At 61.2% G+C, this 15,901-nt stretch carries 10 protein-coding genes; 3 read left to right on the forward strand and 7 right to left on the reverse strand.

Annotated features, from left to right (window positions below; genetic code table 11):
- Window positions 1-82: 82 nt before the first annotated feature.
- The 3 genes from BZL43_RS14420 (at window position 83) to BZL43_RS14430 (ending at window position 4,107) form a co-directional block, all read left to right on the forward strand.
- The gene (locus BZL43_RS14420; protein WP_095632924.1) at window positions 83-1,111 is read left to right on the forward strand and encodes a proline racemase family protein; all 1,029 of its coding nucleotides are present in this window, start codon (window positions 83-85) and stop codon (window positions 1,109-1,111) included.
- Window positions 1,112-1,301: 190 nt separating this feature from the next.
- Window positions 1,302-2,219 (forward strand): dihydrodipicolinate synthase family protein, encoded by a 918-nt coding sequence (locus BZL43_RS14425; protein WP_095632925.1) that lies wholly within the window; start codon window positions 1,302-1,304, stop codon window positions 2,217-2,219.
- Window positions 2,220-2,526: 307 nt separating this feature from the next.
- A complete protein-coding gene (locus BZL43_RS14430) occupies window positions 2,527-4,107 on the forward strand; it encodes an aldehyde dehydrogenase (NADP(+)) (RefSeq protein WP_095632926.1) in 1,581 nt (526 codons plus the stop codon).
- Between the two features lie 213 nt (window positions 4,108-4,320).
- Here the strand turns inward: BZL43_RS14430 and BZL43_RS14435 are convergent, their stop codons facing one another.
- The 7 genes from BZL43_RS14435 to BZL43_RS14465 form a co-directional block, all read right to left on the reverse strand.
- On the reverse strand, window positions 4,321-5,964 hold the full coding sequence (locus tag BZL43_RS14435) for a fatty acid--CoA ligase (protein WP_095632927.1): 1,644 nt from the start codon (window positions 5,962-5,964) through the stop codon (window positions 4,321-4,323).
- A 24-nt stretch (window positions 5,965-5,988) separates the two neighbouring features.
- Window positions 5,989-7,767, reverse strand: a complete 1,779-nt coding sequence (locus BZL43_RS14440) for an acyl-CoA dehydrogenase C-terminal domain-containing protein (RefSeq protein ID WP_095632928.1) — start codon at window positions 7,765-7,767, stop codon at window positions 5,989-5,991.
- A 7-nt stretch (window positions 7,768-7,774) separates the two neighbouring features.
- Window positions 7,775-10,291 carry an RND family transporter gene (locus BZL43_RS14445; protein ID WP_095632929.1) on the reverse strand — a complete coding sequence of 839 codons (2,517 nt, stop codon included), beginning with the start codon at window positions 10,289-10,291 and terminating at the stop codon, window positions 7,775-7,777.
- A gap of 15 nt (window positions 10,292-10,306) precedes the next feature.
- A complete protein-coding gene (locus tag BZL43_RS14450; RefSeq protein WP_095632930.1) occupies window positions 10,307-11,395 on the reverse strand; it encodes a YCF48-related protein in 1,089 nt (362 codons plus the stop codon).
- Between the two features lie 150 nt (window positions 11,396-11,545).
- Window positions 11,546-12,904, reverse strand: coding sequence for a DUF1329 domain-containing protein (locus tag BZL43_RS14455; protein ID WP_095632931.1), 1,359 nt, complete (start codon window positions 12,902-12,904; stop codon window positions 11,546-11,548).
- Between the two features lie 41 nt (window positions 12,905-12,945).
- Window positions 12,946-14,958, reverse strand: coding sequence for a DUF1302 domain-containing protein (locus BZL43_RS14460; RefSeq protein ID WP_095632932.1), 2,013 nt, complete (start codon window positions 14,956-14,958; stop codon window positions 12,946-12,948).
- A gap of 129 nt (window positions 14,959-15,087) precedes the next feature.
- Window positions 15,088-15,654: an alpha/beta hydrolase gene (locus tag BZL43_RS14465; protein ID WP_095632933.1), complete on the reverse strand. Its 567-nt coding sequence runs from the start codon at window positions 15,652-15,654 to the stop codon at window positions 15,088-15,090.
- Window positions 15,655-15,901: the final 247 nt, after the last annotated feature.

A 15,901-nucleotide genomic window follows, 5' to 3' on the forward strand; every position in this document is an offset into this window, starting at 1 on the left:
AAAGTCGGTGACCGCCACAGATAAATGTAGGAGCGAGGCTTGCCCGCGAAGGGGCCCGCACAGACAGAAAAAGGATCAAACCATGCGCTCATCAAAAGTCATTCATGTAGTCAGCTGTCACGCCGAAGGCGAAGTCGGCGATGTGATCGTCGGCGGCGTCGCCCCACCACCGGGCGCCACCGTGTGGGAACAATCGCGCTGGATCGCCAAGGATCAGACCCTGCGCAACTTCGTGCTCAACGAGCCTCGCGGCGGTGTGTTCCGTCACGTCAACCTGCTGGTGCCGGCCAAGGACCCGCGGGCGCAGATGGCCTGGATCATCATGGAACCGGCAGACACGCCACCGATGTCCGGCTCCAATTCGCTGTGCGTGGCCACGGTGCTGCTCGACAGCGGCATCCTGCCAATGACCGAACCGCAAACCCGACTGATACTCGAAGCCCCTGGTGGCCTGATCGAGGCTGTGGCCGACTGCCGTGATGGCAAGGTCGAGCGGGTAGAAATCAAGAACGTGCCCTCCTTCGCTGACCGCCTCGATGCCTGGATCGAAGTCGAAGGCCTCGGCTCGTTGCAGGTCGACACCGCGTACGGCGGTGACAGTTTTGTGATCGCCGACGCCGAACGCCTGGGTTTTTCCATTCGTCCCGATGAGGCTGCCGACCTGGTGGCAGTCGGGTTGAAAATCACTCGTGCGGCCAATGAACAATTGGGCTTCGTCCATCCGCTGAACCCCGAGTGGTCGCATATCTCCTTCTGCCAGATTGCCGCGCCTATCGTCATGGAGAACGGCATCGCTACGGGTGCCAACGCGGTGGTGATTCAACCCGGCAAGATCGACCGCTCGCCCACCGGCACTGGCTGTTCGGCGCGCATGGCGGTGATGCAGGCCAAGGGACTGATGCAGGTGGGCGAGCGCTTTATTGGCCGTTCGATCATCGGTTCCGAATTCCACTGCCGCATCGATTCGCTGACCGAAGTGGCCGGCCGAGCGGCGATCTACCCATGCATTTCCGGCCGGGCCTGGATCACCGGCACCCACCAATTGCTGCTCGACCCGAGCGATCCGTGGCCGCAGGGCTATCGCTTGTCAGACACCTGGCCGGGGGCTTGACGCCAAACCAGAGCTTTTGTGGTGAGGGGGTTGCTGTGGTTCTCTCACCACAGCAAACCCCTCACCACACAAGCTCCCGCTCCACAGCACTCACCAACAAAAAACCCTGATTGATTGAAAAAACCACTGGCCGAATACTGGCGCTTGAAATATCGTATACGAAATACAAAAACACAAACCGGAGACAACAATGAGCAAACGCATTAACTGGAGTGGCGTCTTCCCCGCGGTGACCACTCAATTCAACGATGACTTTTCCATCAACCTGGAAAAAACCCATCAGGTGATTTCCAACGTGATCCGCGACGGCGTCTCAGGCCTGGTGGTGTGCGGTTCAGTGGGGGAAAACACCTCATTGACCGCCGAAGAAAAAATCGCCGTGACCGAAGTCGCGGTCGACGCCTCCCGGGGCCGCGTGCCAGTGATCTGCGGTGTGGCCGAGTTCACCAGCGTGCAAGCGGCCAAGGTCGCCAATGCCGTGCGCCGGGTCGGCGTCGATGGCGTGATGCTGATGCCGGCGCTGGTTTACGGGGCCAAGCCGTTCGAGACCGCCGAGCACTACCGCTACGTGGCGAAAAATGCCGACGTACCGTTGATGGTTTACAACAACCCGCCGATCTACAAAAACGACGTCACACCGGACATCCTGATTTCCCTGGCCGACTGCGACAACGTGGTGTGCTTCAAGGATTCGTCCGGCGATACCCGCCGTTTCATCGACGTGCGCAATGAAGTCGGCGACCGTTTCGTGCTGTTCGCCGGTCTCGACGATGTGGTGCTGGAAAGCATCGCGGTGGGTGCCGAAGGCTGGGTCTCTGGCATGTCCAACGTGTTCCCCAAAGAAGGCGAAACCATCTTCCGCCTGGCCAAGGCCGGTCGCTTCGCCGAAGCCATGCCGATCTACGAATGGCTGATGCCGATCCTGCACCTCGATGCCCGCGCCGACCTGGTGCAGTGCATCAAACTCTGCGAAGCCATCGCCGGTCGCGGCAGCGCGCTGACCCGGCCACCACGCCTGGCCCTGCCGGAAGCCGATCGGGTGTTCGTCGAGCAAATCATGGCCAAGGCCCTGGCTAACCGTCCGGAGTTGCCAGACGTGGGTCTCTGAGTGATTGCCGGGCGGGTCTTTGCGGACCCGGCCCGGCTGCCTGTTTTTGCGCCCCTACAGGAAATCACTGCACTCGGGTGGATGCCGAAGCCGCTGCGCGCATTGCTGCACTGGATAGCGCCGCGCCGGCCATGGCACGCCGGGGTGATTCGTTGGTTTGAGGTCCCAAAAGATCGCAGCCTTCGGCAGCTCCTACAGGGATCACAAACAACCACAGATCGCTTGTGTAGGAGCTGCCGAAGGCTGCGATCCTGGCATTCTGACAAACACGAAAATCTTGCCCTCGTTCCCGACAGGAGTTTTTTTGATGCCCGAGATCATCGGCCACCACTACATCAGCGGCGCCCGCAGCGCCGCTGGCAGTATCACTCTGCACAGTTACGACGCCAGCACCGGCGAAGCGCTGCCCTACTCGTTCATGCAAGCCACCGTGGAAGAAGTGGACGCCGCCGCCCAAGCCGCTGCTGCCGCTTACCCGGCCTTTCGCAACTTGCCGGCCATTCGCCGTGCAGAATTTCTTGAAGCCATCGCCATGCAACTGGAGGCGCTGGATGATGAATTCGTCGCTCTGGTCACTCGCGAAACCGCCTTGCCGACCGGACGCATTCAAGGCGAACGCAGCCGTACCAGCCATCAAATGCGCCTGTTTGCTCAGGTTCTGCGCCGGGGCGATTTTTATGGTGCGCGCATCGACCGCGCCTTGCCCGAACGTCAGCCATTGCCACGGGTCGACCTGCGCCAATACCGGATCGGCGTCGGCCCGGTGGCCGTGTTTGGCGCCAGTAATTTCCCGCTGGCCTTTTCCACCGCCGGCGGTGACACCGCTGCCGCGCTGGCCGCCGGTTGCCCGGTGGTGTTCAAGGCCCACAGTGGACACATGGCGACCGCCGAACGCGTGGCTGATGCAATCATCCGCGCCGCCGAGCAAACCGACATGCCCAAAGGTGTGTTCAACATGCTCTACGGCGCGGGTGTCGGTGAAGCGCTGGTCAAGCATCCGGCGATCCAGGCCGTCGGTTTCACCGGCTCGCTGAAGGGTGGTCGCGCGCTCTGTGACCTGGCCGCCGCACGGCCACAACCGATCCCGGTGTTCGCCGAAATGAGCAGCATCAACCCGGTGCTGGTATTGCCCGGGGCCTTGCAAGTACGTGGCGAGAACATCGCCGGTGAACTAATGGCATCGGTGGTCCAGGGGTGCGGTCAGTTCTGTACCAATCCGGGGTTGGTGGTCGGTATGCGCTCCCCGCACTTCAGCGCTTTCATCGCGCGGCTCAGTGCCTTGATGGCCGAACAACCGGCGCAAATCATGCTCAACGCCGGCACCCTCGGCAGCTACGAAAAAGGCGTGCAGGCCTTGCTCGACCATCCGGGAATAACCCGCCTGGCGGGCCAGGATCAGCACGGTAATCAGGCGCGGCCGCAATTGTTCAAGGCCGACGTCTGTCTGTTGCTCAGGGGTGATCCGCTGTTGCAGGAAGAAGTGTTTGGCCCGACCACTATTGTCGTCGAAGTGGCCGACAAGGCTGAGCTGCGACAAGCGCTGAACAGTTTGCACGGTCAACTCACCGCCACGTTGATTGGCGAAACGCAGGACCTGCAGGAACACGCCGACCTGCTGGTGCTGCTGGAACAAAAGGTCGGTCGCGTGCTGTTCAACGGCTACCCCACTGGCGTCGAAGTCTGCGATGCCATGGTGCATGGCGGGCCTTATCCCGCGACCTCCGATGCCCGCGGCACGTCGGTCGGCAGCCTGGCCATCGAGCGCTTCCTGCGCCCGGTGTGCTACCAGAACTGCCCGGACGCCTTGCTGCCCGACGCCCTGAAAAACGCCAACCCGCTGGGTATTGCGCGCCTGGTCGATGGCAACAGCCACCGCGAACCGCTGTAAAAACCCAACCTCCCGTAGGAGCGAGGCTTGCCCGCGAAGGCGGTGTATCAGACGACATCAATGGTGAATGTCGAGACGCCTTCGCGGGCAAGCCTCGCTCCTACGGGATTTTTATCGTATTCAAGCCAGCTCAGGGTGGTCTATCCGCAGAGGTGTGGCTTGATGCGATTGGGCGCCGCAGATGACGAAATTGGCACAGGAGCGCCGCGCCTTTCACCCCAATCCACTTTGCCGGATCAGCTTCTTGTCAATCTTCCCGACGCTGGTTTTAGGAATCTCGGCGACGAACTTGAACTGCTTGGGGATCGCCCATTTGTTGATGCGCCCACGCTCGACAAACCCTTGCAGGTGCGCCTCCAGGATCTTGCTGTCGAGGTACTGCCCGGGCTCGCACACCACCAGCGCCATCGGCCGTTCGCCCCATTGCTCATCGGCAATGCCCACGACCGCGACCGACTTCACTGCCGCGTGTTCGCTGATCAGGCTTTCCAGTTCCAGGGAGCTGATCCACTCCCCGCCCGTCTTGATCACATCCTTGATTCGATCTTTGATTTCCACCCCGCCCAAGGCGTCGATTGAGGCCAGATCGCCGGTGTGCATCCAGCCGTTGTGCCACAGCTCGGCGCCCTTTTCGGGTTCCTTCAAATAGCCTTGGGTCAGCCAGGGTGCGCGCACCACGATCTCGCCCAGAGACTCGCCGTCATGGGCCACGTCATTGCCATTGGCATCGATGATTTTCAGGTCGACCATCGGCACCGGCGTGCCAGTCTTGATACGAGTGGCCAATTGGGCTTGCATGGGCAGCTCGAGGTCTTTGTCACGCAGGTAAGTCAGGCACAGCAATGGGCAGGTTTCCGACATGCCATAACCGCTGTGCACCTCAATACCTTTGGCATTCGCTTCGCTGGCAATTCCCAGCGTCAGTGCACTGCCACCCAGAAGCATTTTCCAGCCATCGAAACGGGTCTGGGCTGCTTCTTCACAGCCCAGGATCATTTGCAGAATGGTCGGCACACAATGGGAAAAAGTGACCTTTTCCTCACGATGCAGCCGGACCAGGCTGTTGGGTTCGTAGCGGCCGGGGTACACCTGCTTGAGCCCCATCAGGGTGGCGACATAAGGCACCCCCCAGGCATGCACGTGAAACATCGGCGTGATCGGCATGTACACATCATCGGAACGCAGCAACGGCAGGCCTTGATAGACGCCCAACGTGCCCACGGCATTCAAGGTGTGCAGGACCAGTTGGCGGTGGGTGAAATACACGCCTTTAGGGTCGCCCGTGGTGCCGGTGGTGTAGAACAGGGTCGCCACCGAGTTTTCGTCAAAGTCAGGAAAGTCGTACTGGTCCGAAGCCCCGGACAGCAGGTTTTCATATTCCCCCAGCACCGGTAGCGACGTGTCGGTTGCCGTGTCATCCGTGAGCTGCAGGTAACCTTTGACGGTTTTGAGCTGGCCCTGAATCTGCTCAACCAGCGGCAGGAAATCATCATGCACCAGCACCAGATCGTCCTCGGCATGGTTCATGGTGAAGAGCACCTGATCCGGCGACAGACGAATGTTCACGGTGTGCAGCACCGCACCGATCATCGGTACGGCAAAGAAGCATTCCAGGTAGCGGTGGCTGTCCCAGTCGAGCATGGCCACGGTATCGCCGGCCTTGACGCCGGCAGCCGTCAAGGCATTGGCCAGCCTGCGGATCCGCTGGTTGAGGGTCTGGTAGCTGTAGCGCAGTTTGTCGGCGTAGACGATTTCCCGTCCCGGTTCGTAGCGCACACCGGACAGCAACAACTGCTTGACCAGCAAGGGGTAGGCATAGGCGCCATCGGCGGGCGGAATTATTTTTGTCGCCATCATGGGTGAAGTTCCTTGTCCTTTCGATCAGAAGTGCGCGGGTTCGAGCTCGTAGAGGCATTCGCTGCCGGCCTTGACCGACGCGCTCAACGAGTGGATGCGCGGCAGCAGGCGGGCGAAGTAGAAACGCGCGGTACCCAGCTTGCTGGCGTAGAAGTCATCCTCGGCCTGTTTGCCCATGGCCGCTTTGGCCATGAGTGCCCACATGTAGGCGTAAGCGGTGTAGCCGAATGCTTGCAGGTACTCGACCGAGGCCGCGCCGATTTCGTTGGGATTGCTGATGGCCCGATCCAGCAACCACGCGGTCAGTTCGTCGAGGGTGTCCACGGCGGCGTCCAGTGGTTTGCAGAATTCGCCGAGGTCGGCATCGGCGCTGGCGGTGAAGTTGCGGATCTCGGTAGCGAACAAGCGATAGAGTGCCCCGCCGCTGGCGACGATCTTGCGCCCGGCCAAATCCAGTGACTGAATGCCGTTGGTGCCTTCGTAGATCTGGGTGATGCGCACATCGCGTACCAGTTGCTCCTGGCCCCATTCGCGAATGTAGCCGTGGCCGCCGAAGATCTGCTGGCCATGCACGGTGGTTTCCAGCCCCATGTCGGTGAGGAACGCCTTGGCCACCGGGGTCAACAGCGACACCAGTTCCTGCGCACGGGTGCGGGTTGCCGCGTCGTCGCTGTACCTGGCGGTATCCAGTTGCAGGGCCACGTAGCTGGAGAACGCGCGCCCGCCCTCGTTCAAGGCTTTCATGGTCAACAGCATGCGTCGTACATCCGGGTGCACGATGATCGGGTCGGCGGCCTTGTCCTTGTTCTGCGCGCCGGTCGGCGAACGGCTTTGCAAACGGTCACGGGCGTATTCGACCGCGTTCTGGTACGAGCGCTCACCCAACGCCAGGCCCTGGATCCCCACGCCCAGACGTTCGTAGTTCATCATGGTGAACATGGCCGCCAGGCCCTTGTTCGGCGCATCGATGATCCAGCCGGTGGCCTCGTCAAAGTTCATCACACAGGTGGCGGAGGCCTTGATGCCCATCTTGTGCTCGATGGAACCGCAGGACAGCGAGTTGCGCTCGCCCAGCGAGCCATCGTCATTGACCAACACCTTGGGCACCAGAAACAGCGAAATGCCCTTGGGGCCGGCCGGCGCATCCGGCAACCGCGCCAGCACCAGATGAATGATGTTTTCGGTCAGGTCGTGCTCGCCGCCGGTGATGAAAATCTTGCTGCCACTGATCTTGTAACTGCCGTCGGCCTGAGGTTCGGCGCGGGTGCGAATCAGGCCCAGGTCCGTGCCGGCATGTGCCTCGGTCAGGCACATTGAACCGGTCCAGGTGCCGGCGTACATGTTCGGCAGATAGCGTTCCTTGAGTTCCTCGCTGGCGTGGGCATTGATCGACAGGCACGCACCGGCGGTCAGCATCGGGTACAGGCCAAACGACAGGCTCGCCGAGTTGACCATCTCTTCGACCTGAGCCGAAATCGCCTTGGGCATGCCCATGCCACCGAACTGCGGATCGCCACCCACACCCACCCAACCGCCTTCGGCAAAGGCCTGGTAGGCCGCGACAAAACCGTCCGGCGCCTGGACCGCGCCGTTGTTCCAGGTGCAACCCTGCTCGTCGCTGCTGCGGTTCAGCGGCGCGACCACTTCGGCGCTGATCTTGCCGGCCTCTTCAAGGATCGCGGCGGCCGTTTCTTCATCAATCACCTCGGCCAGGCCAGGCAATCGGGCCCATAGGCGGGACACCTCGAAGACTTCGTTGAGTACGAAGCGCATGTCGCGCAAAGGAGCTTTGTAATCAGACATAGTTGGCTTACTCGGAAGTGGTCAGGGCATGCGACATGTCCTGACGTTGGGATGTACCGGTTTCACCGGTTTGCGCCTCGTTGGCTTGCGCAACGGGGTGGCGCAGCAAAAAGTACGACAGGGCTGGAATCAGGATCAGCGCGCCGAGCATGTTCCACAGGAACATGAAGGTCAGCAGGATGCCCATGTCGGCCTGGAACTTGATCGGCGACCAGACCCAGCACACAACGCCGGCCGCCAGGGTGATGCCCACCAGGCCCACCACCCGCCCGGTAAACGACACCGCGTTGCGGTAAGCCTGACTCAGCGGCAGGCCCTGGCGCTGGTAATGCAACTGCACGCTGAGCAGGTACAAGGCGTAGTCCACGCCGATGCCCACACCCAATGCGATCACCGGCAGGGTCGCGACTTTCACGCCAATGCCCATGGCCACCATCAACGCTTCGCAAAGGATCGAAGTCAGCACCAGCGGCAACAACGCAACCAACGTGGCGCGCCAGCTGCGGAAGGTGATCAGGCAGAACAGCGTCACCGCCGCATAGACATACAGCAGCATGGTGCGATTGGCCTCGCGCACCACAATGTTGGTCGCCGCTTCAATCCCGGCCGATCCGGCCGCCAGCAGGAACTGGCGATCTGCGCTGTTGTTCTCCCGGGCGAATTTTTCGGCGATGCCCACCACGGCATCCAGGGTCTCGGCCTTGTGGTCCTTGAGGAAGGTGATCACCGGCATCAACGAGCAATCGGTGTTGAACAACTCCGGGGAGTTGACCGAGGCTTGCTGCGCGGCGTAGTTCAGCACGTCCTGATTGCGCTGGATGCTGTTGAGCTTGGGGTTGCCTTCATAAGTGCCGGCGGTGATTTGCCGCACCGCGTTGACCAACGACGCGGTGGCCTGTACGCCTGGAGACTGCTGCAGCTCCCAGGCCAGGCGGTCGGCCAGGACCAGCGTCTTGTAGTTCAAGCAGCCTTCCGGCGCCGTCTTGATCATCACCGCGAACAGGTCGCTGGACAGCGCGTAGTGGCTGGTGATGTAGGCGTTGTCACGGTTATAGCGAGAGTCGGCACGCAACTCCGGTGCGCCACTTTCCAGGTCGCCGATCTTCAACTGCAGGCTGACCATGAAGCCGCCGATGCCCATCAGCGCCGCAACCAGAACTGCGCCCGTGGCCCATTTGGCCGTGGTGAAGCGATCGAGCAAGTCCCACAGTTTGCCGAAGCCTTTGTGCCCGTCTGCACGGGTGTCGATTTTCAGCGCACGCTCGGCCGCCTTGGTGCCGACGCCGACATAAGACAGTGCCACCGGCATCAGCAACAGCGAGGTGAATATCAGCACCGCCACACCGATGCTGGCGGTGATCGCCAGGTCGCGGATCACCGGAATATCGATCAGCATCAGCACTGCGAAACCGACAGCGTCGGCCAGCAGCGCGGTGACGCCGGCAATGAACAGGCGGCGGAAGGTGTAGCGCGCGGCGATCAGTTTGTGGGTGCCACGGGCGATGTCTTGCATGATGCCGTTCATTTTCTGCGCCGCGTGAGACACACCGATGGCGAAGATCAGGAACGGCACGAGCACCGAATACGGGTCGATGGCATAGCCCAGCCAGGCGACGATGCCCAGTTGCCAGACCACCGCGATCAGCGAGCAGCCGACCACCAGCAAGGTGCTGCGCACGCAACGGGTGTAGGCGTAAATGATGATCAGCGACGTGACGACGGCCAGGCCGAAGAACATCATCACCTGGATCAGGCCATCGATCAGGTCGCCCATCAGTTTGGCGAAACCGATCACCCGGATTTTGTACTGGCCCTTGCCCTCTTCCCCGGCCTTGCGCGCAGCGCTGTCACCGGCGAATTCGATCTTGTCGCGCAACTGCTCTTCGAGCATCTGCGAAAAGGCGTGGTAGTCGATGCGTTGACCGCTGGCCGTGGCCTTATCCAGCAATGGAACAATGAGCATGCTCGATTTGTAATCGCTGGCCACCAGGCTGCCGACGATACCGGCGCGGGAAATATTCTGGCGCAGCTGTTCTATTTCTTCCGGCTTGCCCTGGTAGGTATCAGGCATCACCGGGCCACCCTGGAAACCTTCCTCGGTGACTTCGGTCCAGCGCACCGCCGGGCTCCACAACGACTTCATCCAGGCACGGTCGACGCCTTCGGTGACGAACAGCTGATCGTTGACCTGTTTGAGCACGTCAAGATAAGCGGGATCGAAAATATCGCCCTGGGTGTTCTCCACCACCACCCGTACCGAGTTGCCCAGACCGCGCAGCGACTGGCGGTTTTCCAGGAAATTCTGAATGTACGGCTGGCTCTGCGGAATCATCTTTTCGAAGCTGGGGCGCAGCTCCAGGCGCGTTGCCGCCATGTAGCCCAACACCACGGTGGCCAGCGCCATCAGCAGCATGAACAACGGACGGTAGTTGAATACCAACCGCTCCAGCAGGTTGCCGGAATGGCGGTCGAAATCCCGCAGTTCGCGGATCACCGGCATGGTTTCTTGTTTGATATTGCCCATGTCTGGGTACTCGCTCTAAGGGTTCGAGGGCTTATCGACGGACAGCGTCCGTACACCACGGCTGCCAACCACCACCAGTGCACCGTCGGCGGACTGAGTGGCGCCGGTCACCGGTGTCGGTGCCTGTTGCTGAACCAGATGCAATTGCGCGCCCGTGCCCTGGCTGACCAGCATCTGCCCGCCCTGGGTGAACAAGCGGTAGTTGCCATGGCCATCGACCAGGCCAGCGGTGATGCTGACGCGCAGGCCGCTGTCCAGCGGGGTCCAGCTCAGACCGCCATCGGTGCTGCGCAGCACATTGCCGCGCAAGCCATAGACGAGCGCTTCCCCAGGCTTGCCGAGCACACCGAAAAAACTGCCTTGATAGGGTGTCTGCACGGCGGCGAACCGCTGTTGGGTGTCATCCCATTTGAGCAACAGCCCCTGCTCTCCCGCGATGTACAGCGCATCACCAGTGGAGGCGATGGCGTTGAGGTGAAAGCCCTGCGGGTTGTCGGTGCGGTCCTGGAACGGCGTCCAGCTCTGGCCGCCGTCTTCGGTGCGCAAGATCAGGTTGAACACCCCGACCACGTAACCGAGGCGGTCGTTGGCGAACCAGACATCGAGCAACGGTTTGTCGGCGCCCTGCGCCATCAGGCGTTCACCTTCGGCGACCAGCAGTGGCCATTGTTCGTTGTCCGGTTCTGCACTGGCCAACGCACCGTAATGCTTGACCAGCAAGGCACCGATCTGGCGGCCGTCCAGTTGCTTGCGCCAGGTCGCACCGGCGTCGTTGCTGTGCAACACCACGCCGTCACCGCCCACCGCCCAGCCATGGGTAGCGGTTGGAAAACTCACGGCATTAAGGTCGGCACTGACTGGTACCGCTGCCTGCTGCCAGTGTTTGCCGACATCATCGGTATACAGAATGTGACCACGCTGCCCGACAGCAACCAGACGCTCGCCGGCACGGGCCATGCCCGATAGCGGGCTGTTGACGGCCAAGGCGCTGACCCTGGCCGGCAGATCCAGTACGTCGACATAAGCGGACGCCTGGCTCAGGCCCTGCAACGTTACAAGCAAGGCGCCGAGCGCCAACTGCAGATAATTCTTGTACGAACACATACCGCGTCCTCTTCGGAAAACCGCGCCGGGACACACGTCCGTGTGCCTGACGTTCCAACCTGGCGCCCAAAACGATCGGCATGCACCGACCGTCGTGCGGTCCCCTGCCTGGCAGGCAGCGGACTGCACGGACGCTTTGTCACGGTTTGCTTAGCGAATCCCGTTACCGGCCAGGGACTCAGGCGACCACTGCGCCTTGGAGAGCGGATCGATGTACTTGATGCCGCCGTAAGGGCCAACCACACCGTTGATGTTGTAGGAGCCACCCACCAGGTCATAAATCATGAAAGGCGTGGAGTCCGGGATCTGCTTGTCGTAGCTCTGGCTGAGGAACGCGAAGGAGCCACGGTACAGCTGACCACGGGCGTCATATTGGTCAGAGGCCAGAGCGGTCCAGCTGTCTTCATCGAGGTAGAAGCGACGCTTCTGGTAGATGTGCCGGGCGCCAGACTTGAGGTTGCCCTCCACCACCCAGACCCGGTGTTTTTCCCAGCGCACGTAATCCGGTGCCAAGTGATTGGCGGTGGTCAGCGATTTGGGGTCCTGGGCGTAGGTCAGCTTGTAGGTGTTGTAAGGAACGATCATTTCCTGCTTGCCCACCAGCTTCCAGTCGTAGCGGTCCAGCGCACCGTTGAACACGAAAACATCGTCGTAGGTGCCAGCACCGGCGGTGCCAGGGTTAGGCGTGTCGTACGCCAGGTTCGGTGCCAGTTTGACCCGACGCTGGCCCGGCAAGTATTGCCAGGCGCGGCGCGGTTGCTGCAGCGGGTTGGCGGCGTCCTTGAGCATCACCGCTTCACCGGCCCGGCGCGCAGGGCCGGTGTAGGACAGCTTCATCTGGTAGTACACGTCGGCGCTGCTGATCGGCTGCGAAAGGTTTTCGTAGATCGGATAGGAAATGAATGCCAGGCCGGTGGTCGCCAGGCTCGGCACGCCAGCGGAATCGACGTTCCAGGAGTCGTACTTGGAGTTGATGTTGACGCCCTGGTAACGCAACAGGAAATTCCACATCGCCTCGTTACCCGACTGCGGAATCGGGAACGGCACACCGGGCAGTACGTTATCGATCGCCAGGCCGCCTTCCAGGGACTTGGCACCGGTGGCGTTTTTCACGCCATTGTCCAGCACTGCCTTGGGCAACGAGACGGTGCGGTGGGTCGGGTAGACATTGACGTGGAAGCTTGGGAAACGCTTGGCCAATTCCACCGTGGTTGCACTGAGCAAGTTCTTGTACTGATCGACGTTCTTGCCGTCGATTACCAGCAACGGCTTTTCGTTGACGAAGGGGTCCGGACGCATGCTGTCACCGGACTTGAAACTGGCCGGCGGCGTGGTCAGGCCACCGTCATAGGCGGGAATGGAGCCGTCGGCATTTGCCGCCTTTTCGGCCCCGACCAGGGTCAGGCTGCTGCCCAATTTGGCAGCGTCCTGGGTTGAAACAGCGGCCTGTACCTGGGCGGCAAGGACCAAGGCCAGCGAAGCGGCCAACACGGTTTTTGCGTAGTTCATCTTGTTATTCTCCTGCTTGCGTTGAGCAAATCAGTGGTGCATCAAAAAGTGGTTTTCATCGTCAGGTAAACGGCGCCACGGTCCTCAGTCGTGGCACCACCACCGGAGAAGGCTGAGTAGCCGCCGCCGTAACACGCGTAGTTTTCATTGCCGCTAAAGGCATTGGGTGTGGACCCGTCGCCGCTGCCGGCATTGGCCGCGCCGCTGCTCAGACCGCTGGTGTCGCACTTGTCGGTCTCGCCGAAGGAGTCCACATACTTCAGGTCGATGAAGTATTTGTTGTACACAACAGCCCCTACGCCCACGGCATAGTTGCCGGTGTCTTTGGCACCGCCACCGGACACCGGTGACACGCCGTCCAGACCGATGTTGATGGACATCGGTGCGTTGAGGTCGACACCGGGAAACACCTGGTACCAGGTCGGTGTGAAGTTGACCGCGATGCCCCAGTTGTCCCGGGTCGGCTGGTCGATACCGCGATAGGTATCCTTACCCTTGTAGAGCGCCTCGTTCTTGCTATCGAGCTTGAGCAAGTTGCTGTAGTACAACTCGGCGAGCAGGCTGGCCGAATCGAACACCGGGGTTTTCGGGAAGGTCATCAGGCCGTTGAGCGTCCAGTGCAAGGTGTCGCCGGTGGCGGCCATGCTGTCGCCCTTCTGCGGGTTGTCATAAACCACACCGGTGGCCGCCGTACGCCCCGGCAACAGGCCAAGGCCCGCGCCCAGACCGAGTGGGCTGTTAGTGCTGACAATCGCCGGAATACTGGCCAACGGCATGTTGTGACGAATGTTCAGGTCCGACCCGACGCTGATCCCGCCAACGTCTTTGGACAGGCTCATGCCAACGATCTTGATGTTGTCGGCATAGGCCATTTGATAGGTGGCGGTGCTCAGCGAGTTGAGCGTGTTGATCACCGCAGGCACTTGCCCTGCCGGCCGGGTACCGTTGGGGTTGGCCGAACTCAGGCCTCTGGCATCCAGCCAGGCTTGCGGCAGGATTTCCGAGGTTTCGCGGTAGTAAACGCCGAGGGTGCCATCCAGCCAGGCCGGCGACCATTTGGCCATCACGCCCCAGTCTCCGCGCTTGTCCGGCGTCAGGTCGTGACCGCGACGCACATTGGTCAGCCCGTTGCAGGGCGCCAGACCACAACCCAGCGGGCTGCCCGGCACCACGCCATTGGTGTTGCCCAACAGGAACGATTGCGCACCGAAGCCGACCAGATCGGAGCCGCCATAGTAAGTACCGGCTTCAGGCAGGCGGGCGGCATCCCAATCGAGGAAATACTGGGCACCCACGGTCAACTCGGGATTGACGGTGAACGACATCGACAACTGGTTACGCGGAACGAACAGTTCCTTGGCTTCGGTCCCCGGCGAGGCGGCCAGTTTGGCCAGGTCCAGGCCGGACTGGCCATAACTGATCGAGTGCACCGGGTTGAGGATGGTTTCTCCCCAGAACACGTTGTGCTGGCCGGCCTTGGCGCTCAACAGCGACTCCTCGCCCACTTCGGTGCTGTAGAACACGAAGGCATCGAGGATTTCGCCGGATGGACCGGTGTAGTAACGCTGGGCGTAGTTGCTCAGGTGCGGGCTGCCGTTGCCGACATTGTCGCCGGTGACCCCGGCCAGGCGCGGATCGTTGGCCACCAGACCCGACCTTGCGTCATTGCCGTTGACGAACGGGTTGGAATTGGAACCGGTATTCTCGTAGGCCTTGTCGTACCAGCTGGCGGCGCTGACGCGAAAGCCCATGTGGTTCTGGTAGACCACATCCATCTCGGTCAACAGGTCGATACGGTTGGTGATGTTGGTTCCGGCCTTGCGGAAGTTGTAATCGCCATCGTTGTTGTTCGGTGTCGCCAACATCCGCTTGTCGGCGCTTTCGGTGCGTACGCCGTAGTTGTACTTCACGGTGTTATCAACACGCACGGTCCAGTCCGGGTTACCTGTCTCGAATTCGACCGCCTGCGCGACCGGCATGGCTGCGGCCAGAATGGCCGAGGCCAGCAAGGTGTATCGCGAGGGTGCGAAGCCGTGACTCTTATTGTTGTACATTGCGTTGTCTCTCCGCCTTTTTGTATTTGTTTTAAGCGCAGCCGCCCTCGCGCAACCCTTGTTTCAGGTGTTTGCGTTTTTCAGGAATGAGGGCAAATACCGGATGGCTGGGGCCAACCGGCGCCTGAACTAGCGATCCAGCTCCAGGATGAGTGCTTCGGCTTGCGGCCAGTGGCCAAACCCTGCTGCCGGATTGAGATGACCCACCTCGCCCAGGTTGAGCAGTTCACTGCCCCAGCTGTGCGCCAGGCGAGTGGCGGCATCCAGGCTGGCAAGGTGGTCGTTGGTACTGACGGCCACCACGCTGCGGAATGGCAGTGGCTCTTTAGGTAGAGGATTCCAACCCTGGGTACGCAGGGTTTCGGCAGATGGGTAGCCTTGCGGCCATTGAGCATCGAGGTCCGGAGGCGTGGCCAGCAGCGCGCCCTTGATCGGCCGACTGTGCTGCGCTGCCCAGTGCGCGACCATCAGCACACCGGCGCTGTGAGCAACCAGGATCACCGGCCCGTCGATCTGCTCCAGCGCGTGCTGGATCGCTTCGACACGCTTGGCGCAATCGAGCTTGTCGGTTTCCAGGGGCGGCACACTGCGTACCTTGCACAGCCTTGCCTCAAGCAGCGTTTGCCAATGCTCGGCAACGTGCTCGCGCAGACCCGGTACGATCAGAACGGTTGCGGCAGTTTGCAGTTTGTCCACTTCAACACCTTCGCTTTCTCGATGACTCGACTGGCTCTATACGCCAGGGGCTTTTTGTAGGACTGACATTAAAGACCCCCCACCCCAGGTGCTTTTCATTGGACGTCAGGCACTTTTCTTTTCATGACAAATTTGCCGAGACTGGCGTGCCCCGACCACTGGTCGAAAAAGCCCCCAGCTTCGCTGTGGGTCACTGTAATCAATGGGTGAGCGTCGTTTGCTCGACAACCACGCAGGGGCTTCTGGA

Source organism: Pseudomonas sp. PICF141 (assembly GCF_002286815.1).
Lineage (GTDB): Bacteria > Pseudomonadota > Gammaproteobacteria > Pseudomonadales > Pseudomonadaceae > Aquipseudomonas.

Bases quoted from the DNA above. Each gene is read 5' to 3' on its own strand.
- BZL43_RS14460 (WP_095632932.1), bottom strand. From the start codon at position 14,958: ATGTACAACAATAAGAGTCACGGCTTCGCACCCTCGCGATACACCTTG.
- BZL43_RS14435 (WP_095632927.1), bottom strand. From the start codon at position 5,964: ATGATGGCGACAAAAATAATTCCGCCCGCCGATGGCGCCTATGCCTAC.
- BZL43_RS14425 (WP_095632925.1), top strand. From the start codon at position 1,302: ATGAGCAAACGCATTAACTGGAGTGGCGTCTTCCCCGCGGTGACCACT.
- BZL43_RS14420 (WP_095632924.1), top strand. From the start codon at position 83: ATGCGCTCATCAAAAGTCATTCATGTAGTCAGCTGTCACGCCGAAGGC.
- BZL43_RS14450 (WP_095632930.1), bottom strand. From the start codon at position 11,395: ATGTGTTCGTACAAGAATTATCTGCAGTTGGCGCTCGGCGCCTTGCTT.
- BZL43_RS14440 (WP_095632928.1), bottom strand. From the start codon at position 7,767: ATGTCTGATTACAAAGCTCCTTTGCGCGACATGCGCTTCGTACTCAAC.
- BZL43_RS14445 (WP_095632929.1), bottom strand. From the start codon at position 10,291: ATGGGCAATATCAAACAAGAAACCATGCCGGTGATCCGCGAACTGCGG.
- BZL43_RS14430 (WP_095632926.1), top strand. From the start codon at position 2,527: ATGCCCGAGATCATCGGCCACCACTACATCAGCGGCGCCCGCAGCGCC.
- BZL43_RS14455 (WP_095632931.1), bottom strand. From the start codon at position 12,904: ATGAACTACGCAAAAACCGTGTTGGCCGCTTCGCTGGCCTTGGTCCTT.